Source organism: Nostoc sp. S13, assembly GCF_029379315.1.
Classification (GTDB): domain Bacteria; phylum Cyanobacteriota; class Cyanobacteriia; order Cyanobacteriales; family Nostocaceae; genus Nostoc.
The window spans coordinates 15,476-37,097 of sequence record NZ_JAQYWQ010000029.1; the positions used below are offsets into that span (position 1 = coordinate 15,476).

At 43.6% G+C, this 21,622-nt stretch carries 15 protein-coding genes; 8 read left to right on the forward strand and 7 right to left on the reverse strand.

Going from position 1 to position 21,622, the window contains the following annotated elements:
- The first annotated feature begins 93 nt into the window (after positions 1-93).
- The 6 genes from PUQ00_RS11895 to PUQ00_RS11920 all read left to right on the forward strand — a co-directional run bounded on the left by PUQ00_RS11895 (position 94) and on the right by PUQ00_RS11920 (position 6,300).
- Positions 94-1,005 (forward strand): alpha/beta hydrolase, encoded by a 912-nt coding sequence (locus tag PUQ00_RS11895; protein ID WP_300416345.1) that lies wholly within the window; start codon positions 94-96, stop codon positions 1,003-1,005.
- 325 nt (positions 1,006-1,330) lie between these two features.
- Entirely contained in the window at positions 1,331-2,164 is an 834-nt protein-coding gene (gene efeU / locus PUQ00_RS11900; RefSeq protein ID WP_300416347.1) for an iron uptake transporter permease EfeU, read from the forward strand.
- Between the two features lie 31 nt (positions 2,165-2,195).
- Positions 2,196-3,386, forward strand: a complete 1,191-nt coding sequence (gene efeO / locus PUQ00_RS11905; RefSeq protein WP_300416349.1) for an iron uptake system protein EfeO — start codon at positions 2,196-2,198, stop codon at positions 3,384-3,386.
- 29 nt (positions 3,387-3,415) lie between these two features.
- Entirely contained in the window at positions 3,416-4,684 is a 1,269-nt protein-coding gene (efeB, locus tag PUQ00_RS11910; protein ID WP_300416351.1) for an iron uptake transporter deferrochelatase/peroxidase subunit, read from the forward strand.
- Between the two features lie 370 nt (positions 4,685-5,054).
- On the forward strand, positions 5,055-5,369 hold the full coding sequence (locus PUQ00_RS11915) for a hypothetical protein (protein WP_300416353.1): 315 nt from the start codon (positions 5,055-5,057) through the stop codon (positions 5,367-5,369).
- 535 nt (positions 5,370-5,904) lie between these two features.
- On the forward strand, positions 5,905-6,300 hold the full coding sequence (locus tag PUQ00_RS11920) for a hypothetical protein (protein WP_300416355.1): 396 nt from the start codon (positions 5,905-5,907) through the stop codon (positions 6,298-6,300).
- 167 nt (positions 6,301-6,467) lie between these two features.
- On the opposite strand, the gene recN is transcribed toward PUQ00_RS11920, so the two are convergent.
- Positions 6,468-8,216: a DNA repair protein RecN gene (recN, locus tag PUQ00_RS11925; protein ID WP_300416357.1), complete on the reverse strand. Its 1,749-nt coding sequence runs from the start codon at positions 8,214-8,216 to the stop codon at positions 6,468-6,470.
- Positions 8,217-8,460: 244 nt separating this feature from the next.
- Between recN and PUQ00_RS11930 the strand changes: the two genes are divergently transcribed.
- Positions 8,461-10,449, forward strand: coding sequence for an AarF/ABC1/UbiB kinase family protein (locus tag PUQ00_RS11930; RefSeq protein WP_300416359.1), 1,989 nt, complete (start codon positions 8,461-8,463; stop codon positions 10,447-10,449).
- 375 nt (positions 10,450-10,824) lie between these two features.
- Here PUQ00_RS11930 and PUQ00_RS11935 read toward each other — a convergent pair whose 3' ends face one another.
- Together PUQ00_RS11935 and PUQ00_RS11940 are read right to left on the reverse strand one after the other, a co-directional pair.
- Complete coding sequence (locus PUQ00_RS11935; RefSeq protein ID WP_300416361.1) at positions 10,825-11,259, reverse strand: hypothetical protein; 435 nt, start codon at positions 11,257-11,259, stop codon at positions 10,825-10,827.
- Positions 11,260-11,429: 170 nt separating this feature from the next.
- On the reverse strand, positions 11,430-14,441 hold the full coding sequence (locus PUQ00_RS11940) for a valine--tRNA ligase (protein WP_300416363.1): 3,012 nt from the start codon (positions 14,439-14,441) through the stop codon (positions 11,430-11,432).
- Between the two features lie 130 nt (positions 14,442-14,571).
- On the opposite strand from PUQ00_RS11940, the gene PUQ00_RS11945 reads away from it, so the two are divergent.
- Positions 14,572-14,967, forward strand: a complete 396-nt coding sequence (locus PUQ00_RS11945; protein ID WP_300416406.1) for a GxxExxY protein — start codon at positions 14,572-14,574, stop codon at positions 14,965-14,967.
- On the opposite strand, the gene tmk is transcribed toward PUQ00_RS11945, so the two are convergent.
- The 4 genes from tmk to PUQ00_RS11965 form a co-directional block, all read right to left on the reverse strand.
- Entirely contained in the window at positions 14,945-15,634 is a 690-nt protein-coding gene (gene tmk / locus PUQ00_RS11950; RefSeq protein WP_300416365.1) for a dTMP kinase, read from the reverse strand. The genes PUQ00_RS11945 and tmk overlap by 23 nt on opposite strands.
- A 117-nt stretch (positions 15,635-15,751) precedes the next feature.
- Positions 15,752-17,086, reverse strand: a complete 1,335-nt coding sequence (locus tag PUQ00_RS11955) for a 50S ribosome-binding GTPase (protein WP_300416367.1) — start codon at positions 17,084-17,086, stop codon at positions 15,752-15,754.
- A 90-nt stretch (positions 17,087-17,176) separates the two neighbouring features.
- Positions 17,177-18,472, reverse strand: coding sequence for a response regulator (locus PUQ00_RS11960; RefSeq protein ID WP_300416369.1), 1,296 nt, complete (start codon positions 18,470-18,472; stop codon positions 17,177-17,179).
- A complete protein-coding gene (locus PUQ00_RS11965; RefSeq protein WP_300416371.1) occupies positions 18,469-20,862 on the reverse strand; it encodes a hybrid sensor histidine kinase/response regulator in 2,394 nt (797 codons plus the stop codon). The genes PUQ00_RS11960 and PUQ00_RS11965 overlap by 4 nt, the downstream gene beginning before the upstream one ends.
- Between the last annotated feature and the right edge of the window lie 760 nt (positions 20,863-21,622).

Here is a 21,622-nt window from a genome sequence, read left to right on the forward strand (position 1 = left end):
TTTACTTACTCCCAGATTTATCGGTAAGCTTTACTTTATACTTCGTAAGTTTGCCTTCGGGTAAAATGCCATTAAACTAAACTTTTGAATTTTATGCTTCAGTTTCAACCTCCTGGCTTTGGACATAAAATTATCCATACATCCTTGGGGGCAATGGTTTACTATACCCAAACGAATGCACCTTGGGCGTTGCCTGCGGTGGTCACTGAGCCAAGCGCTGATACTGAAGATTTACGCCCACTACTGTTTCTCCATAACTTTGGTGGTGGGGCATCTGCATATGAATGGTCTAAAGTTTACCCGGCTTTTGCTTCTAATTACCATATTTTAGCCCCCGATTTAATCGGCTGGGGAGAATCGGCTCATCCAGTCCGGGATTATAAAATTAGGGATTATCTCAGCACGATCGCAGAGTTTATCATTCAAACTTGTCGCCAGCCTGTGACGGTAGTAGCCTCGTCTCTAACAGCCGCTTTTGCTATCCGCCTAGCTATTGTTCAACCCAATTTATTCAAAGCACTGTTTTTGGTGTGTCCCTCTGGATTTGATGATTTTGGGGAGGGTGCTGGACGCAGACTTCCGCTTTCGGTGGTCAATACGCCTTTGTTAGACAATTTTATTTACATCCTTGGTGCTGAAAATGAAATTGCAGTCCGAAATTTTTTACAAAGTTTTCTCTTTGCTAAGTCACAACGAGTATCCCAAGAGATGGTGGAAGCTTATTTAACCTCTGCACAACAACCTAATGCCAAATTTGCCGCTTTGGCATTTTTACGGGGCGATCTTTACTTTGACCTGAGTTTATATATTCAACAACTGACAATTCCCACGGTGATTTTTTGGGGAGAAAAGGCACAATTTACCAACATCAAATTAGGACGACGATTGGTAAATTTAAATACAAGAGCAATTCGAGATTTTTGTGCGATCGCAGATGCTGGAATATTACCTCATTTGGAAATACCAGAAGTTTTTATTGGGCTATTACAACGGTATCTTGGGTGACTCAATTTTGGATTTTGGATTTTGGATTAACCAGGAGAATAACCAATGCCCATCTCTACTTAGAGAATAACTGTGCGTTTAATGCTTTCGTGATGCATCGCCAGAAGCTTCTAAGTGGGCTAGGGTGTAAATATCAAGGCTTTCACCCTCTGGGTTCGCAGTCGCTTCTCCTAAGAGAGACCAAGGCGTAGCTTGCTTTTATGACAGAAAATTTATTCTTCCAGAATTTTAGATATTTTTTCACTCGTAGTTATATACAAAGTTTCTCAAGTAAGTTATTATTCTCATGATGATTTGATAGTAATTATAATTAATAAGGTTATCCATGCTTTTTCCCTTCTTGATCATGTTCCGAGAGGGCGTTGAAGCTGCACTTGTCGTGGGGATCATTGCCAGTTATCTCAAGCAAACTGGACGTACCCATTTGATGAAGTCAGTTTGGATTGGTATCGCTTTAGCGACTTTTCTTTGTCTAGGCGCTGGAATTATTTTGCAAATAACCAGTCAGGAGTTTCCGCAGAAAGAACAGGAACTATTTGAAGCGGTAATTTCCATCGTCGCAGTTGGGGTTCTCACCTGGATGGTTTTCTGGATGCGCCGTGCTGCTCGTTCGATTAAAGGCGAGTTACAGTCTCAAATTGAAACTGCCATTCAGTCGGGGGATAAATGGGGTACTGCACTAGTGGGGATGGCATTCTTTGCAGTACTGCGCGAAGGTCTGGAAACAGTAGTGTTTTTGCTAGCCACGTTTCAGCAAAATTTGGGAATTCAAGCTCCCGTGGGGGCATTGTTTGGATATGCAGCCGCAATAGCCGTCGGTGTAGGCATCTATCAGGGTGGTATCCGCATCAACTTGAAGCGATTTTTTAAATGGACAGGAGCCTTCATTATCGTGGTCGCTGCTGGACTCTTAGCAAGTGGGGTGAGAGCTTTCCATGAAGCTGGAGTGTGGAATTCACTACAATCAGTGGTATTCGATGCTAGCGGGGTACTTCCTAAGAACGGGTTTCTCGGTTCACTTTTGACGGGATTTTTTGGATATAACGATACCCCGACTGTCAGCGAGGCGATCGCCTATTTTGGCTATCTAATTCCTACCATGTCGCTGTTCTTCTTAGGGGATAACGCTGGACAGAAAACTACAGCAAGGCATTCCTAGCTACTTCAATAATTTTTAGGAACATATCACAATGAAAAATGTTTTAAAGTATTCAACAATTATCTGTCTAATTGTCTTGACAGTAGCTGCCTGTGAATCCAAAAAACCAAGCGATACTTCCATGAGTAATTCTCAAGAAGCTAAAGTAGCCAGTGATACCTTTACTAAAACTTCTACGGAAACTGCTTTGACTGTGACAGATAAAGGTTGCGAACCCAATCAGCTGACACTAGCATCTGGGGAAAACAACTTTGTGCTGACCAACAAAAGCAGCCAACCTTTGGAGTGGGAGATTTTGTCTGGGGTGAAAGTCGTTGAGGAAAAGGAAAATATTGCTCCTGGCTTCGTTCAAAAACTCAAAACCAATCTAGAGCCGGGTGAATATGACATGGCTTGCGGTTTACGCAGCAATCCCAAAGGGAAACTCACTGTAAAAGCAGGAGTTGGAAATTCTCAAGCCAAAGGGACTGTAGATCAAGGTCAATTAGTCGGGGCGATCGCAGAATACAAAGTCTACGTCACTAAAGAAACTGACCAACTAGTGGCAGACAACAAGAGTTTTACAGATGCCGTGATTGCTGGAGACCTTGCTAAAGCTCAGAAACTCTATCCCTCTACTCATGTTCACTGGGAACGCGCAGAACCGATAGCGGAACTTTTCTCCGATCTCGATAAAACTATGGATTCCCGTGCTGATGACTTTGCTAAAAAAGAGGCTGACCCAGCATTCACTGGATACCATCGCATAGAGAAAGCTTTATTTCAAGACAAAACTACAAAAGGCATGAAACCTTTTGCCGAAAAGCTACAGAAAGATGGACTCGATCTCCAAAAGCGCATTGCCACTTTGACCATTGAACCGAAAAATATGGTTGGCGGTGCTGCTGACTTGATTGAAGAAGTAGCTGCTACCAAAATTTCTGGGGAAGAAGACCGCTACAGCCATACTGACCTCTGGGACTTCAGCGCTAATGTAGATGGTTCGCAAAAGATTGTGGAGTTATTGCGCCCCGTCATCCAAAAAGCCAACCCAGATTTATTAGGGCGTGTGGATGCAAATTTCACAAAAGTTGACCAAAAACTTGCTAAATACAAAACCCCTGATGGTGGTTTTGCTACCTACGACAAGGTGAGTGAAACAGATAAAAAAGACATGAAAACAGCGATCGCTGCTCTTTCGGAAGATTTGTCTCAGTTGCGCGGCACTCTGGGCGTTAACTAATTGATCAAGAATTCCTAGAGGAGTAAATTATGTCTATTACAAAGCAACCAAGTTTACGCATTACTCCCAAGCTAGGGCGTCGCGACTTGTTAATCGGCATGGCAGCAGCAGGTGGAATCGCAGCTTTGACGACTTTGGGTTATCGTACTCTTCTGGGATCGCCTCTTGACCCGTCTGAAGAGGTCGTGCCGTTCTTTGGACTTCACCAAGCAGGTATTCTTACTCCTACTCCGGCTTCGGGTTTATTTGTAGTATTTGATACAAGTGCTGCAAATCAAGCAGATTTAGTGCGGTTATTCAAAACTTTAACTGAGCGCATCCAGTTTCTCATGGCAGGGGGAACACCCAAGCCGCGCGACCCCAAATTTCCACCTAGTGATTCGGGGATTATGGGCCCGGATATCGCTCCTAATAACCTGACAATCACCCTAGCTGTGGGTAACTCACTGTTCGATAACCGCTTTGGACTCAGCAACTTGAAACCCAAGCGGTTAGATACTATGGCCAATTTTCCCAATGACCAGCTTGACCCAGATTTATGTCATGGGGATATACTGTTGCAATTCTGTGCGAATACTGAGGAATCGAATCTCCACGCTTTACGCGACATCATTAAGAACTTACCTGACTTGATAACTTTGCGTTGGCAAATAGCAGGGTTTCTGCCGCCCAATACCCACAAAAAACAAGGCAAATCTACGGTGCGTAACCTGCTTGGTTTTAAAGATGGGACGGCAAATCTAAATGCTAGTGACGAAAAGTTGATGAACCGGATTGTCTGGGTACAGCCAAACAATGGCGAACCAGCTTGGACAGTAGGAGGAAGCTATCAAGTGGTGCGAGTGATCCGCAACTTAGTCGAACGCTGGGATCGCACACCACTACAGGAACAAGAGACAATTATTGGACGCATTAAGGACTCTGGCGCACCTTTAGCGATGAAGTACGAGAAAGATAATCCCAATTATGATCAAGACCCTAAAGGTAAACAAATTCCTCTCAATGCTCATATTCGCCTTGCTAATCCACGCAAATCAGAGTCGAGTTTGATTCTGCGGCGTGGCTTCAATTATTCACGCGGGTTTGACAAATCTGGACATTTAGATATGGGTTTGTTGTTTGTTTGTTTTCAAGCTGATTTAGAGAAGGGGTTTGTGACAGTGCAAAATCGCTTGATTGGGGAACCTTTAGAGGAGTATATTCGCCCTATTGGTGGTGGATATTTCTTCGCTTTACCTGGTGTAAAAGCTGAAGGAGGTTATCTGGCTCAGTCATTACTAGAAGCATCAGCGGTGTAGATTTATCTTTAATTTTTTAGCGATGATTAGTCACTAGACCTCTTGCAAAAGTCCCAAAATCAGGAATGTTATTCTGAGCAGAACGCAGTGGAGAGAAGAATCTCACTACTCTGTTTCGCTTCGCTCAATATGACAATTTAAGCATTTATGCAAGAGGTCTACTGTAAATAGTAGCGATCGCCTTTGTTGTAGGCTGAAAAGAGTTTTCAATTAGTGAAGTCCAGAACATTGATTGTACGGGCAATCCATGAATTGCCCCTAGCACAGATATCTGTTTTCACCCCTTGTAGCTATAACGAGTTTAGTAAAATAATGATTATCATTACTAAATCCGGGAATTGCTACGGCTGTTTCAGAAGTCCCTTTTAAGGTGAGCAAAGTTTTTAAGAGAGATCCAACCCTCAAAGAAATTCGTCTTGGACAACAAGCGGCTGTAGTTCAAGAAAACGGGAAATCCTACATTCGAGTGTTTGATGAATATACCCCATTAGAACCTGGCAAAAAATACGTATTGTTCCTTCGTAAAGGGATCGATACGGGTGAAGGATTGTATTTCCCAACTGGCGTAATGTATGGCAAATATAATGTCGATGGAGGTGACGCAAAAGAAGATGCAGCATTTGATGACCCAACGTTCAACGCTATCAAAAAAGCTGTGAAAGATCGGTTCAAAGAGTGGGTGTGACCAAACTGAATCTGGGTCAAGTCGAGGCGCAATTCCAGATAACATCACGTAGTTACGGATTTCATGACGACCATGCCCTAGAGCCACCTTTCAGAATTGGCAACCTAAACTTGTCAAGTATGCTCCCCGCGACGGTGGTTAGCAGCTTGTAATAACAGAGATTCCGCAAAGGCGATCGCGTTACTTGCAGATTTACCACCAGCTAACTGCGCTAATTCTTCCCGGCGCGTGTTTCCTTAGGTGATGTCAAAATCAAGCAATATATGAAAAATATCCTGGGTGAATAAATATTGCAGTTAATCCACATCTGGTGAAATTAAATATGCGTTATCGAGAACCCTTGTAGAGACGTAGGACTGCTACGTCTCTACATTCTTTTTCACTCATATCTTTAATGATTTAGTTGATTTGCTCCCAGATGATTGGCATAGTCTCATCCAATATTTTTCATAACAGAGATATGCCTTTTGTTAGAAGGATAATTAGTTTTTTATAGTTAATCTTTATTTGTACTCCAAAAAACAAGCTAATTGACATGAAAAATTTGATTTCAAAGACGATTAGTCACATCAGTTCTCTGCTTAAAGGACTTCAAGTAAAAAGCTTTTTGACTGTTGTCCTAGTTGGTTTTCTAATGCTGACAACGAATGTTAGTTATGGGCAGAATGACAAAGCTTTAGGTGAAAGAGTTCGTGAACAGGTACAGCAAGATGATTCTCAAAGACCGAAAACAATAGGGGAGTGGGATAAAGAAGCTCGTGAAACGAAAGGTTCTCCTGGTGAACGACTTCAAAAGATTGGTAAAGAGTCAGCAGAAGCCTTTAAACAATTTGGCGCTGGGTACGTAGAGGGTGCTCAGAAAACTGCTAGTGATGTAGGCGAGAGTGCAGCGCAGACAGGCAAAGGTATTTCTAATCAAGTTGGACGCTGAATGGGTTAGCATACTCCGTTGGCCGCGAGTACTAATAACTTTACGCCGATAAATTAGTAAATAACTTACCTCATTCTACTTCCGCCGCCATGAGGCGGCGGAAAAAAAATAATAAAAGCATCGATCAAGATTTCATATCAATCCAAAATCCACAATTTAAAATTCGCTCAAGTATGCTCCCCGCGACGGTGGTTAGCAGCTTGCAATAACAAAGATTCTGCAAAAGCGATGGCGTCACTTGCAGATTTACCACCAGCTAACTGCGCTAATTCTTCCCGGCGAGTGTTTAAATTATCCAAGGTAGTAACTCTAATAACGGTACGCTGATCGGCGTTATCATTATTGGCTTTTTTACCTTTGCCTTGATTGATAGTTTGTTTATCTACGCGAAAATGCCGATCGGCCATGGCCGCAACTAAAGGCTGGTGAGTGACACATAATACTTGGTTGCGTTGACTTAGCTGGTGTAATTTTTCCGCGATCGCTTGGGCTACTCTTCCCGAAACCCCGACATCAATTTCGTCAAATACCATTGTCCCAGCCACATCAACCTGAGAAAAACAAGCTTTCAGCGCCAGTAAAAAGCGGCTCATTTCCCCACCAGAGGCAATTTCTGTTAAAGGTTGCAGTGGTTCTCCGGGGTTGGGACTAAACATAAAGGTAATTTTATCTGCTCCGGTGGCAGTTGGGGAAGCAGGCACGATCTCAACCTGAAACTTCACCTTTTCCATCGCTAGGGGCTTGAGTTGAAATATCAAACGTGATTCTAAATTAGCAGCCGCCTTACTACGCAGCTGAGTTAAGTGATTACTTGCTTGGGTGAGTTTCTCAAAACACGCTTTTTCTTGCTGTTCTAAGTTTTCGATAGATTGTTCGCTGTCGTTAAGTTGGGCTAATTCCTCTTGAATACGTTGGTAATAAGCGATCGCTTCACTAAGTGTCGGGCCATACTTACGACAAATTTGCTTTAATTCCTGAATCCTTTCTTCCACCTCTTCTAACCTCTGGGGATCAGCTTCCAAACTATCCCCATAAGCGTTAATCTGCCTTCCCACTTCCATTACCGCAGCTTGCGCGTCCCGCACCAATTCCAACAGGGGTTGCAGTTGGGTGTCATATTCTACCATGTCATTTAATGTCACCTCACTGTCTCCCAATAAATCTGCGGCGGCTGGGATTTCATTATCGTTTTGATACAAAGCCTGATAAACTTTGTAACTCATCTGTTGCAAATCGACGACATGATTCAGGCGTTCCCGTTCTTGTCCCAACTGTTCCAATTCATTAGGTTCGCTGAGATTGGCTGCTGCCAATTCTTGCACTTGATAGGTGAGCAAGTCGAGTTGTTGCAACCGTTCCCGTTCTGATGTCCGGCGTTTTTCTAGTGCTAGATGCGCCTGTTGGTAAGTACTAAAACTCGTAGCGACTTTATGACGCTGCTGCATCAAGGAGTCGCCACCATATAAATCTAACCAGTCGCGGACTTGGGCAGATTGTCCCACTTGCACCGTTTGACCTTGGGCTGTGATTTCCACCAAGCGATCGCGCATTCCTCCCATAATTTGCCGATTTACCAACACGCCATTCACCCGCGATCGACTGCGGATATTACTAGTAGTGGCTGTGATTTCTCGGCTAATGACTACGGAATTTTCATCAAGTAAATCTATTTCTTGTTCGGTTAACCAAGCCGCCAGGGGGGCGTTTGAGGTGAAAGTCGCTTCTACCATTGCCCGACTTGTCCCCGTACGAATGACTCGACTAGAGACTTTACCGCCCAAAGCGGCATCAATGGCATCCAAGATAATCGATTTTCCAGCGCCGGTTTCACCTGTCAACACATTTAGTCCCGCGCCAAATTCCAATTCCAGTTGGTCAATTAGGGCAAAGTTTTCAATTCGCAGGCAAAGCAACATCAAGCCAAATTCTCCATGAGGGCAGATGCCAAATACTTCCAATTTACAAGACAATAAATATCATCTTTCAGCAACTAGCAATACTTAACTACTATTGAACTAGTATGCCAATTTTAGTTTAGCAGACCTATTGGTACTGAAGACTTTTAAGAGGTAGGGGAGCAAGGGGAAAATAACCAATCCCCAATGTCCCAACATATTGTTACAATACTTAATGTGATCGTTCTGACTGGTGGTCTTCTTCATGATTGTTAAGATACTTCCCCCTAGTTCCCGACCGATTCAGGAGGACAGCCGCAACGGCACAAATCGCCGAGGCGAACTGGACGTTATTGATATAGTGCCTGAAAATGGTACACCAGGATTGGTTGTGCAATCGCCAAGCCTCTTAGCCGCCCAAAAAGTGAGGACAACTGCCCAACCGGAGACGCTTTACGATCCCGTGGGGATAGCGGCGCATTACCAAAACAGAAAATTGCAAGTTATACGCCGGATTTTCGCCGTGTTGGGGCCGACTCTATCCTTTGCTTTTGGGTTGTGGTCGGATAGTAAACGGGGAATTGTCGTCAAAAATGATCGCCGACGAGCCACTCAGCTACGAGTATTGCTAACCCAATTAGGCCCAGCTTACATCAAAATTGGACAAGCTTTGTCCACCAGACCGGATCTGGTTCCTCCCGTATACCTGGAAGAATTAACTAGGCTACAAGACCAATTACCACCTTTTGCCAACGAAATTGCTTATCAGTTTATCAAAGAAGAATTAGGCGCTCCTCCAGAAGAGGTTTACGCCGAACTCTCAGCCCACCCAATTGCTGCGGCTTCATTGGGGCAAGTGTATAAAGGTAAGCTAAAAACTGGTGAAGAAGTCGCTGTTAAAGTTCAACGCCCCGACTTAAGAGAGGGGATCACCATTGACTTGTATATCTTGCGTAACCTCGCCGCTTGGGTGCAGAAAAAGGTCAAACGGGTAAGAAGTGACTTAGTTGGGATTCTTGATGAATTAGGCGATCGCATCTTTGAAGAGATGGACTACATCCACGAGGGCGAAAATGCCGAGCGATTTTTCCAACTCTACGGTCACATAAAAGACATATATGTACCGAAAATTTACTGGGAATACACCAATCGTCGTGTGTTGACGATGGAGTGGATTAACGGCATCAAATTAACCCAGACAGAAGAAATTAAAGCCCAAGGCATAAATGCTCGTTACTTAATTGAAGTGGGTGTACAGTGTTCCCTGCGCCAATTGCTAGAACACGGATTTTTCCACGCTGATCCGCATCCTGGTAATTTGCTAGCAACACCAGACGGCAAATTGGCTTATCTCGACTTTGGGATGATGAGTGAGATTCAGCCACCACAGCGTTATGGTTTAATTGAAGCGATCGTCCACGTCGTTAACCGTGACTTTGAAGGATTAGCAAAAGACTACGTTAAGTTAGATTTCTTATCACCAGAAACCGATTTAACACCAATTATCCCAGCTTTTGCGAGAGTGTTTGCTGATGCCGAAGGAGCCAGTGTTGCCGATCTTAATATTAAAAGCATCACTGATGAACTATCGGCTTTGATGTATGAATATCCTTTCCGCGTACCGCCCTACTACGCCTTAATTATTCGCTCCCTCGTGACGCTCGAAGGTATTGCAATCTTTATAGATCCCAACTTTAAAGTTCTTAGTGAAGCTTATCCCTACGTTTCTAAACGCCTGTTAACAGACCCAGCACCGCAATTAAGAGCATCATTGCAAGATTTGCTATTTAAAGATGGCAGGTTTCGCTGGAACCGTTTAGAAAATTTATTACGTAATGCGCGTAATAGTCAAGACTACGACTTTAATTTAGTGCTGAATCAGGGGATAGAATTTCTGTCATCTGAACGCGGCGCTTTCATTCGTGACAAGTTAGTAGATGAATCTGTTAACGGACTCGATGCTTTAGGTAAAAATGTTTTGCATAACTTCACCTCCCTATTGCGGGAACGGGTAGGATTGACAGCTGTTAACAAAACTCCGGCGGCGACAGTTGAGCAACAACAAACCTTGGAGCATATCAAACATATATTAGGTATTCTCAGAGAAACACAAGGCTTTGACCCAGTGCAACTTGCGCCCCAAATTGCCCAGTTATTGGTGAATTCAGATGTACAACGTTTGGGTCAACAAATTGCCAACCGCTTCACGCAAAAAGCTGTAGCCAGGTTAATTCGGCAATTATTGGCATCGTAGTACTGGTTAGGCTCTATATTAGACATCTCCGAAAAAGAATGTAGAGACGCGATATTTTGCGTCTCTACAAGGGTTCTAGATAACGCATATTTAATTTCACCAGATGTCTAATCTGTAAAGCGTGTAGGAATGGTTGTTAACCGGCTGCTACTTCCTCTGGCAGTCGCTAAAACCCTCAAGTCCTTTTATATTCAGTCTTGGCGGGGATGTCGTTAAAAGTCAATTTTTTTAACGTAGACGCAAAGGGGCTTGCCGCAGGCTACCGCATACTCCTACGGAAAAGCAAGCTATGCGTGGCGTCTCCAAGAGTTGGAAGAGAAGGAAGAAATGCTTAACTCAACTGTATTGCCTTATAGACAAGACAATTGCAAACTTTTAACTTTCCTCTTCGGGATAACCATTTTTTTCACGTTTGAGGCTTTCTTCTAAGGCTTGAATTTGTTCACGACGAGCTTCCAATTCCAAGGAACGTCGTGCTAAGTCTTGGTTTTGCAACGTCAGGGATTGTCGCCAATGTTCAGCTCGTTCAGCTTCCTGCTGCAAAAATTCCGGCGTAATGCCAATAGTGAGGTAACTTTGTACCAGATGGAGTACCCAGTTGGTGGCATCTTCTATTATTTCAATGTCGCCTGTAGGGGAAAGTTCCACTAAAACAAGCAAGTTCTCACTCATTATTTTTCCCTTTCCTAGCAGAATGAAAGCTTCTTCAGGAATTATCGCCCACAAGTTATCAGCTTCTTGACGCGCCAACAAGCGTAACTGGTGCTGGTCTAAAAAATCGTTTTTACGCACCTGGGCTAGATATCGCATGAGGGTCGCTTCGCTCCAATTCAAAATTCAAAATTCAAAATTCAAAAACATTTAATAAAAAAATAAGTGCCACAATTGATACTTGGATCTTGTTAATTGGTAATGGGTAATTGGGAATTATTGACACTCCCATTCCCCATTACAGTTATCCTAAGCCACGCAGGCGATGCCTACAGCAACGCCTGAAGGCGTGCGCGCAAAATTTCTGCTTGTTTCTCTGCTTCTGCTAAAGCGTCCCGCGCTCCCTGTACCACGTCGGCTCTAGCTCTATCGACAAAACTAGGATTGTTTAATCTGGTACTCAGGGATTGAACTTCCGCTTCAGCTTTGCTCAAGCTTTTCTCTAGTTTGGCACGCACAATTTCAATATCTACTACGCCGCTCAGAGGAATTAGCACTTGTATTGTACCAATCACACCAGCGTAGACGTTTTGCGGCTTGCCGTCAGGCATCGCATTTTCTGTTTCTTTTGATTGTTCTAATTCTCTCTGCGTGAAAAACTGTCTCCATAACCTAAGTCTCGCTTCAGCAGTTAGTAAATTTTGGCTAACAAACCAAGCTGTGTAACTAAAACCAACTAGTTCAAAAAAAGTTCCGACGATGGGAGTGTCATCAATGGCATACCCCACAGCTAAACCCAACCTACCAAAGATAATCGCCACAATAATTAAGCCAATTGTCTTTAAACCACTCTGAGATTTTTTAGCAGGAACAGTTTGGTTTTCTTGCTTGTCAGTAATGCTTAAAGTCTCAACCTTAGCCAAATCTTTAATATAAGACTGTCCAGCAGTGAGGATTTCCCGCTCCTTCTCACTTTCAGTTTGCAAATTCGCTGTTACTTTTACCCCTGGTTTAATATCGGCTTCCGCACGTAAATTCCGAATTGTGCGGATAGTCGCAATCAACAATTCAAACTGTTCTTCTAATACTAAATCAATCAAGTTTGCATCTACCTGGGGATAGATTTGTAATGGTAAAGTTTGCCGAGAATCTGCTGGTTGTTGGGTGAGAGTCTGCCAAATTTCCTCGGTAATATGAGGCATAAAGGGATGAAGCAGTTTCAAAATCCCTTCCAGCACATAGGCGAGGGTTTGCTCTGCTATCCGTCGCGACGTGGGATCTGCATCTTGCTGAAGGCGAGATTTCACCAGTTCAATATACTGATCGCAGAAATCGCCCCAAATAAACTCGTACAGTCCCTTAGCTGCTTCCCCTAAACCGTAATTATCGATGTAATTGGTGGTTTGTTTGACAACTTGATGATAGCGCGAGAGAATCCAGCGATCGCTCAATTCTATAGCTACTGGGTTTCCCAATTGTTGCGGTGTCTGTCCATCCAAATTCATCATCACAAACCGGGCAGCATTCCACAACTTGTTAGTAAAATTGCGAGACGCCTCTACCGATGCCGATTCATCCTTTTTGCGATCGTACTCCAACCTGATATCTTGACCCGCACCAGCCACTTCCCTAATTAGGGTATACCGTAGAGCATCAGTACCATATTTGTCAATTAATAACAACGGGTCAATGCCATTACCTTTGGTCTTAGACATCTTCTGACCTTTTTCATCCAGCACCAAGCCGTGGATGTAAACTGTTTGAAAAGGCATTTGTCCCGTCAAATGCCCAGCCATCATTGTCATTCTGGCTACCCAGAAAAAGATGATATCAAAGCCTGTCACCAAAGTGGTAGTCGGGTAATAAGTTGCTAAATCCTGAGTTTGTTCTGGCCAGCCCAAAGTCGAAAATGGCCAAAGTCCAGAAGAAAACCAAGTATCTAATACATCTGGGTCTTGTTCTAAGTTGACATTTTCACCAAATAGCGCTTTAGCTTTCTCCCAAGCTTCAGTTTCCGATTTCGCCACCACAAACGGCGTGTAGTCGGTAATTTGCCCAGCCGTTTCACTCACAGCGTACCAAGCCGGAATTTGGTGTCCCCACCATAATTGGCGAGAGATACACCAATCTTTGAGTTTTACTAGCCAATCACGATAGACCTTTGTCCAGCGTTGGGGGACAAACTCTGGAGAAGTTTGCTGGTCGAGGAATTCGAGACTTTTGTCAGCTAGGGGGCGAATTTTGACAAACCATTGAGTTGAGAGGAGAGGTTCAATAGGTACTTTACCGCGATCGCTGTAGGGAACCGTATGTTTATAATCTTCTATCTTCACCAGAAAGCCATCTGCCTCTAGGCGAGAAACCACATTCTTTCTCGCAACAAAGCGGTCTTGTCCTTGAAACTCCCCGGCATTGGCGTTGAGAGTGCCGTCTTTATTCATAATGTTGATGAACGGCAGATTGTGACGCTTACCCATCTCAAAATCATTCGGGTCATGGGCGGGAGTTACTTTCACGCAACCCGTACCGAAGGTGGGATCAACAAATTCATCGCCAATAATTGGAATTTCTCGTTGTAGAATGGGCAGAGTTAAAGTTTTACCAATGAGATGTTTGTAGCGATCGTCATTGGGATTGACTGCCACTGCCGTATCGCCCAGCATCGTTTCTGGTCTAGTTGTCGCCACCTCTACATAACCGGAACCATCGGTGAGGGGATAGCGGAAGTGCCAGAGATTCCCATTAACCTCTTGATTTTCCACTTCCACATCAGACACAGCCGACTGAGAAGCTGGACACCAGTTAACTAAATATTCACCACGATAAATTAAGCCTTCCTCGTAAAGCTGAGTAAACGCCTCGACAACAGCTTTAGATAAACCCTCATCCAGGGTAAACCTTTCCCGTGACCAGTCCACCGAGACACCCAAGCGTCGTAGCTGATTCAGAATTGTTCCCTCAGACTCCGCCTTCCATTGCCAAGCACGTTCTAAAAATTTTTCGCGCCCCAACTCGTAGCGAGTCTTACCCTCTGTCTTGAGTTGCCTTTCCAGCATAGTATGCACAGCGATGCTGGCGTGGTCAGTTCCGGGTAGCCACAGGGTATTGCGCCCCTGCATCCGGTGGTAGCGCACGAGGGTATCAATCAACGCACTTTCAAAAGCGTGACCCATGTGTAAGCTGCCGGTGACATTCGGCGGCGGAATGACGATGCAGTAGGGTTCGCCGCCTTTGTTGGGGTCAGCTTTGTAAACTTGGTTGTCTTCCCAGAATTTTTGCCACTTGGCTTCAGTGGAAAAGGGGTCGTAGAGACTGGGGAGATTGGGAATGGTTGCGGTCATGCGGGGCAAACTAAGGAAGGACTTTAATAAATTTTGCCACAGGGTTGGAGAGGGATTGATGGAAACGAACCGCGAAGGCGCGAAGTACACGTTCGCGGAGCGTCTCGAAGAGAAGGAAGACGAAAGAAGGATGAGGCAGCTCGGTGATGAACTGGAGCAGCTAGCGTATGCTGTGATTGGCGCAGCGATTGAGGTACATAGGGTGTTGGGACCAGGGTTTTTGGAGGAGGTGTATCACAAGGCACTGAAACTAGAATTTCTAATGCGTGGGATACCTCATAAGTCTAAGCATCCAGTGGTAGTGGAATATAAAGGACATCCCGTTGGCGAAGGACAATTAGATTTTCTCGTTGGCGATGTTGTAGTTGTTGAATTAAAAGCCGTTCAAAACCTAGCTCCTATCCACGAAGCTCAAGTAATCTCCTACCTCAAAATGACCAAACACCCCCTTGCCCTTCTCATCAACTTTAACGTCCCTATCCTTAAACAAGGCATCAAACGCATTATTCTCTCTTCTTCTTCTTAACTCTTCCTTCGCGCACTTCGCGCCTTCGCGGTTCGTTCCCCAAATGCAGTTGTAGGCACAAAATTCCTTGAATTGCCTCTTGTACAGCTTCTTTACTTAAGCTGCCATCTACCCGAACAATTCGTGAAGGATAGGATGTTGCTAAATGTGCATATCCTTGTTGAACGCGCCGATGAAAAGCGATTGTCTCCTGTTCAATCCGGTCTAGTCCTACTTTGCCTAAGAGTTTGCGGGAGAGTCCCACCTCGACATCGACATCTAGCCAAATAGTTAGGTCACTCTCTAAGCCACCAGTAGCAATATAGTTAAGCTGATTGATTAAACTCATGTTAAGACCCCGACCATATCCTTGGTAGGCAATGGTAGAGTCGGTGTAGCGATCGCATAAAATATATTTCCCTGTTGCGAGATTTGGTTTGAGTTCTTGTTCAACGTGTTGCGATCGGTCAGCAGCATACAACAAAAGTTCTGTCACTTCTGCAACTGGTTTATCCTCTGCCTTTTCTAGTAGCAAGCGGCGAAGATGTAAGCCTAACTCTGTTCCTCCTGGTTCACGAGTTACAACCACAGAAACACCCAGACTTTCCAACCACTTAAAACAAAGCTGCATTTGGCTGGTTTTACCACAGCCTTCTACCCCTTCAAATACAATTAATTTGCCACTCATGCTTTTTTATCAGAAGAATTCAGGAGGAGCCAGTGCGGTCTTGGGATTTCCCCAAGTGCAGCAACTGGCGTTCAGGAGTCAGGAGTCAGTATGAATTCTGTACGAGATTCTTGAATCTTAACGTTTGATTCCCTTAAACCGTTTTTGCGCCACTTGAAATGCTTCTTGCATCACCAATTGAATTTTCTGGGGATCGGGTTTCTTACCTCCCATTAAATCACCAAAGTAAACGCAGGCTGCTTCTCCTAGTGCCCAGGTATAGGCGGCTGCCCAAGAGGCGGCGATCGCACTGCCAAAACCTGGTATAAATTTAATTAACTCTCGTGCGATCGCCTGTGCTAAAAAACCACCGGCGATCGTACTCACAATGCCTCCCGCCTGAGATGGAGTAAGTGTCTGCCCATATAATTTACCCAACAGACCCACCATTGATACTTGCAAGGCAGTAAGTACGGGCATTGTAGTAAATGGCAGAGGTACAGCCGCGAGGGTGGCAGACATAATCGCAAATGGCAAAATATAACGGCGTGCAGCATCCCGGTAAAGGTTGCCAATTTCCTTGGCAGCTTCTTCTTGATCCAATAGCTGATAAATCGCCTGGGCTTCTGCTTGTGGGAGTAGTTCTGCTAAAGAATCTCGTAGTGCTTCTAAGCCGTAAAATACCGGAGTGTAGCCATCTTCTTCTAAGGTAAAGTCAATTAGTACAGAGTGGTTAGTTATTCCTGTGAAGGCTTGTTGCATTGCGGCAAATGCGCGGTTGACTTCCTGATAATCTGGCGGATAGGCGGGATGATCGCCGGTATCGGCAGGATAAACCTCATGTAAGCAGGTAACTACCAGCAGACAGGGAACATTTGGATACTGCTGGCGCAATTGTTGAGCAATTTGTCGTAGCGTATCAGTTGCAAAATCATTGATTTTAACTGTCAGAAGCAGGATTCTGGCGGAACGAGTTTCCTGTTGTAAATCTCCAACTAACTCCTGAATGATGAATTGTGTGTCTTTTTTAACATCCCCTAGCCCGACTGTATCAGTAAAAATCAGTAACGGCAGGTCATTGGAAGGATAGGCGTAGCGTTGGGTGTGTTGCGTGTGGGGACGAAATCCCTGGCCGACAATCTCGGCAGAAACTCCCGTCAATCCCCGGACAATAGAACTTTTTCCGGCTTGAGGTTTACCAATCAGTACCGCTTCTGTGGTTGGCAGTTCGGCTCGGATTTTCTCTAAAATCTCTGTAACCTGAGTTTCGCTCACACTAAACCATTCAACAACTGTCTGTGCCAGTTGTTCTACGGGTAGGAGTTGCGTTAAACGTGTTGTTGCATTGTTCCAGAGACCACCAATGCGGTTTGTCCAGGAATTATCCACCGACTTGCTAGTTGCTCCATCAGTCGGTTCACTCAATTGGGGAGAATCAGTTGACGGTGAGTCAGCATCACGTTGCTCAGTCATTTCCATCCAAACGGTAGATAGCTGTCTTTAATTTAGGACATAGTGTTAGGACAAGTCAAAGTTGATTCTAAATCAAATTAAATTTCTAATTTATCGGATAGGTAATTCAATCACAAACTCTGTGCCTTTACCTTGTGTTGAATGGCAACTTAGCTTGCCGCGATGATTGTTAACTATAATTTGATAAGCAATAGATAAACCTAGCCCTGTTCCTTTGCCGATAGTTTTTGTGGTGTAGAAAGCATCGAATATTTTTGTCTGGTCTGCTTCGTTGATTCCTGAGCCATTGTCTGCAATTCGGAGAATAACTCCTTCTTTAATTGACTCAGTTTGAATCCGAATCACACCAGTATATTGGGAATTTTCCTCAAAGTTTTGATTTTTTTGGATTTCTTCAATTGCATCGAGCGCATTGCAAATCAAATTCATAAAGACCTGATTTATTTCGCTTGGATAGCATTCAATAGGTGGCAATTCTCCATATTCTTTGATTTGTTGGATTGTCGGACGATGAGCATTTGCTTTGAGTCGATGACCGAGAATGAGTAGCGTGCTTTCTAGACCTTCATGTAGGTTAGCCAATTTCTTCCCTGCTTCTCTGTGGCGAGAAAAGTTATTCAACGATGACACAATTTCTATAACGCGATCTGTACCAATTTGCATGGATTGAATAATTTTAGATAAATCATGTAACAAAAAGCCGATATCTTTTGTTTTAATAGCATTTTGAATTTCAATAGGTGGGTCAGGTAGATACTTTTGATATAGCTTGAGTAAATCAAGAACCTCCTGAACATACTGTTCTACAAAATTTAAGTTGCCAGCTATAAAATTGATCGGATTATTTACCTCATGGGCAATTCCTGCTGTCAGACGGCCCAATGCTGCTACCTTTTCTGCTTGGATCAGTTGAGTTTGAGCCTCTTGTAATTCGGTGTTTTTGGCAATCAAGGTTTTCGTCAAATTTTTCAGCTTCAGTTGCTGCTCTATTCGCACCAAGACCTCTTCATAGTGGAAAGGTTTGGTAATGTAGTCTACGGCTCCCAATTGTAATCCTTTAATTTTATCAGCAGTATCTGAAAGAGCAGTCATAAAAATGATTGGAATATCTTGGGTACGAGGATCGCTTTTTAGGTGTTTACAAGTTTCAAACCCATCCATGACTGGCATCATCACATCAAGCAAAATTAAATCAGGTAAATGATCGTTGTCTAATTTTTGAATGGCTTTTTCACCACTACGAGTCGCCCAAACTTCAAAGCTAGACTGATCCAAGAAGCTCGATAAAACTTCTAAGTTGGCAGGGTTATCGTCAACGACTAAAACAATTCCTCTGGCAGGATCGCGATTCCGGGAATTTTTTTGGTTGCCTATTGTCTCTGTCATGCTGTTTTTAACTCATATTGAGTCAAGAAGTTGAGGATTAAATCTTCGTCAAACTGCCTCGCTAGTTGCCGCAATTGGTTAGCAAAAGGAGCGAGGTTTATGTCTGTTTCCTCTAGTTGATCGGCTAATTTGAGGATGGCATTGAAGTTACCTTTACTGGCTAAGGTCAGCAGCTCCCGCAATACATCGGGGGAAGGAGGAGTCAATTTATCTGATGGGCTATCACCTGTTGTAGCCGAATTGATTGTTTGTTCCTCAGACTGAGACTGCTGGTAAATCCATGCCAAACCTAAATGGAACTCTAATTGATGCAGTAATTCATCTGCTTGTACAGGTTTGTTTAAAAAGGTGTCACCTCCTGCTTCCAGACTGCGATTTTGGTCAGTTTCAAAGACACTAGCGGAAGAGACGATAATCTTGACATCTGCGATATCTGGGGTATGACGCAGGTGTTGAATCAATTCAAACCCATCCATTTCTGGCATAAACAAATCTGTAATTATCAGGTCTGGTTTCAGGGCGATCGCTTTTTCTAAACCTTCTTGACCGTTGGTGGCTTCAACCATATTAAAACCCAGTGGTTGCAGTAAGTTTGTAATTACTGTGCGATTCTCCCAGCGATCGTCCACTATTAGGATCGTGCGCGGGCTACCTTCAAAGCCAATGATTTGTCTCTTTGATACAGCCATAACAGACTGCACCCATTCACTCGCTTCGGCGATCGCCATTTCAAACCAGAAAGTGCTACCCTGACCGATCTGACTCTTAACATAGATATCGCTACCCATGATCTGCACCAACTGCCGAGTAATAGCTAAACCCAGTCCCGTCCCTTCGGTCTGACGCTTTTTCTCACCTACTTGTTCAAATGCCAAAAAAATCTTGTCCAATTCGCTTGGATTTATCCCAATTCCCGTATCTTCTACACTAAAGCGAATCCGATATTTCACAGTTTGCCCATCAGCAGGAAGTTGATCGATTACCTCAACCTTGAAAGTAACTTTACCCCGATCCGTAAATTTGATCGCGTTCCCCAGCAGATTCAAGAGAACTTGACGTAATCTTTTGACATCGAGATTAACCCCAGTCGGCAAGTTGATCGCAGATTCATACACAAACCAAATGCCCTTTTGTTCTGCCCGAATCTGGCAAATTTCCCCGATCCCCTGTAAAAAAGATGGGAAATGCAGATCATGAGGATGCAGTTCCAGTTTTTGCGATTCAATTTTAGAAAGATCCAAAATGTCATTGATTAAAGTCAGTAGATGAGAGCCACACTGTTCAATGATGTTTACATGATATTGCTGTGGCTCTGGCAAACCTTGGGAACGCTGCAAAATTTGAGCGCAACCTAAAATACCATTCAAGGGCGTTCGCAGTTCATGGCTCATGTTGGCTAAAAATTCGCTTTTAGCATGGTTTGCGGTATCAGCAGCTGCTTTGGAATTTTTCAGTTGAGCCTGTTCAAACCCTTGCACCTTTAACAAGACAGTGATCATCGTCACTGTTAGTCCGCCCAGAATTAAAGCGATAAAATCGAGGAATTGCAGTCGAGATTCAATATTTTGGCGCGGAATCACCAGAGCTACAGACCAATTAGCTTCTTGCAACGGCACATAGGCAACATACTTTTTAGTGCCGTCAATTTCCATTAACTGAATTCCCTGTTGTTTATTTACCATTCGTTGCGCGATCGCATTTAAATTGCGATCGGCAATTTTCAGCAGGCTAGGTGCAGGTTTTTCCACCGTTGACATTAAAGTTGAGTTGGGATGGACGATCGCTTCTCCTTGGGAATTCAGAGCAAATGCATAGCTGTTTTTGCCATAGCGCAGCGAGTTGACAACTTCAACAATGTGATCGACCTTAACGTTACCGTTGAAGACACCAATTGGTGAAGGACTCTGAGAAGAATCTGACCAAATGGGGGTGGCGATCGCAATTAAATGAATGCCTGTGGAACGGCTGATGAAGGGATCAGAAATGTTGCTTTTTCCGGCTAGTGCTTTTTGAAAGTAGTCTCGATCCTTAATATTCTTATTTGACTGACCAACCATAGTATTAAAATACGAACCATCCGGGGTAGCTATTTGAAAAACGAAAAATTCATTGATCCGGTCAACTTCTGACTTTAAATAGGGTTTTGCCACAGACCAGTCTAAGGAGCGTACAGTTGAAGTATGAGCAAGGGTTTGCACCTCCACTTTGCGAACATGCAACCATTCCTCAATTTCATCAACCCCTCTTCGTACTTCTAAAAAAGCTCTTCCTCTCAACTCTTCTAGCGTTATTTTCCGAGCAGCTTGATAGCTAAAATAAGCAGAAATACTCACAATAAGAGTAGTGCCGCCGAGAAGAAATCGGATCAGCAAATTGTGCGAGGAATGCATTTTGGTGTCAGATGGGCTGGATCTGGCTCTTATCAAAGATTTTTTCCTTAAAGAATGGGTTCCCTAAGCTGAAAAAAGGGCTATATTTAGATTGCCCAAAAAATTATTGATAATCGCAGCCTTGATTGTTATCCATAGCAAAATAAACAATATATTTATCGAACAGAATAAAGGTGCCAGTCGTCAGAATTCAGAATGAATTCTCTACGACTGGTGGATGAATAATCGGCGTTTTTCCACCCCCACCAAATTTTCTTGTTTTGTGGTCAACTTTCGTAGTCGCGAGTCTGAATCCCCGACTGATAGCGTCACGCTTTCTCGTGTCCGGGAGCGTCTTGATTCTGACTCCTGAATTCTGACTTCTGAATTCTTCTTCAAATAGGAATCAGATTTGATTTTTCAAAAAAACTACAATAAGATATGTAAAAATAAATCTGTCTAACAACGAACAATTCAAAATTCAAAACTCAAAATTGTACCCTTAGAGGCTATTTATAAAGTAAATATTAAGTAGGGTGTGTTACTGCTATGCAAGGATTTGGGAGTTCGAGAGAGTGAGAAGTAGCCGTAACGCACCATGTTTCTCGGTGCGTTAAGCGTTGCTATAACGCACCCGACAATTTAAGGTTTACTTTATAAATTATCTCTAACTAAAAAAAATAGGAGAAGCATGAAAAGTTTTATCCTCTTCACAGCCCGTGATTTTCAGTCAAGGGTTGCTTACTGATTTAGATCCAAATTATTGCCAAACTTTTATCCT

Bases quoted from the DNA above. Each gene is read 5' to 3' on its own strand.
- PUQ00_RS11895 (WP_300416345.1), top strand. From the start codon at position 94: ATGCTTCAGTTTCAACCTCCTGGCTTTGGACATAAAATTATCCATACA.
- efeU (WP_300416347.1), top strand. From the start codon at position 1,331: ATGCTTTTTCCCTTCTTGATCATGTTCCGAGAGGGCGTTGAAGCTGCA.
- efeO (WP_300416349.1), top strand. From the start codon at position 2,196: ATGAAAAATGTTTTAAAGTATTCAACAATTATCTGTCTAATTGTCTTG.
- efeB (WP_300416351.1), top strand. From the start codon at position 3,416: ATGTCTATTACAAAGCAACCAAGTTTACGCATTACTCCCAAGCTAGGG.
- PUQ00_RS11920 (WP_300416355.1), top strand. From the start codon at position 5,905: ATGAAAAATTTGATTTCAAAGACGATTAGTCACATCAGTTCTCTGCTT.
- recN (WP_300416357.1), bottom strand. From the start codon at position 8,216: ATGTTGCTTTGCCTGCGAATTGAAAACTTTGCCCTAATTGACCAACTG.
- PUQ00_RS11930 (WP_300416359.1), top strand. From the start codon at position 8,461: ATGATTGTTAAGATACTTCCCCCTAGTTCCCGACCGATTCAGGAGGAC.
- PUQ00_RS11935 (WP_300416361.1), bottom strand. From the start codon at position 11,259: ATGCGATATCTAGCCCAGGTGCGTAAAAACGATTTTTTAGACCAGCAC.
- PUQ00_RS11940 (WP_300416363.1), bottom strand. From the start codon at position 14,441: ATGACCGCAACCATTCCCAATCTCCCCAGTCTCTACGACCCCTTTTCC.
- PUQ00_RS11945 (WP_300416406.1), top strand. From the start codon at position 14,572: ATGAGGCAGCTCGGTGATGAACTGGAGCAGCTAGCGTATGCTGTGATT.
- tmk (WP_300416365.1), bottom strand. From the start codon at position 15,634: ATGAGTGGCAAATTAATTGTATTTGAAGGGGTAGAAGGCTGTGGTAAA.
- PUQ00_RS11955 (WP_300416367.1), bottom strand. From the start codon at position 17,086: ATGACTGAGCAACGTGATGCTGACTCACCGTCAACTGATTCTCCCCAA.
- PUQ00_RS11960 (WP_300416369.1), bottom strand. From the start codon at position 18,472: ATGACAGAGACAATAGGCAACCAAAAAAATTCCCGGAATCGCGATCCT.
- PUQ00_RS11965 (WP_300416371.1), bottom strand. From the start codon at position 20,862: ATGCATTCCTCGCACAATTTGCTGATCCGATTTCTTCTCGGCGGCACT.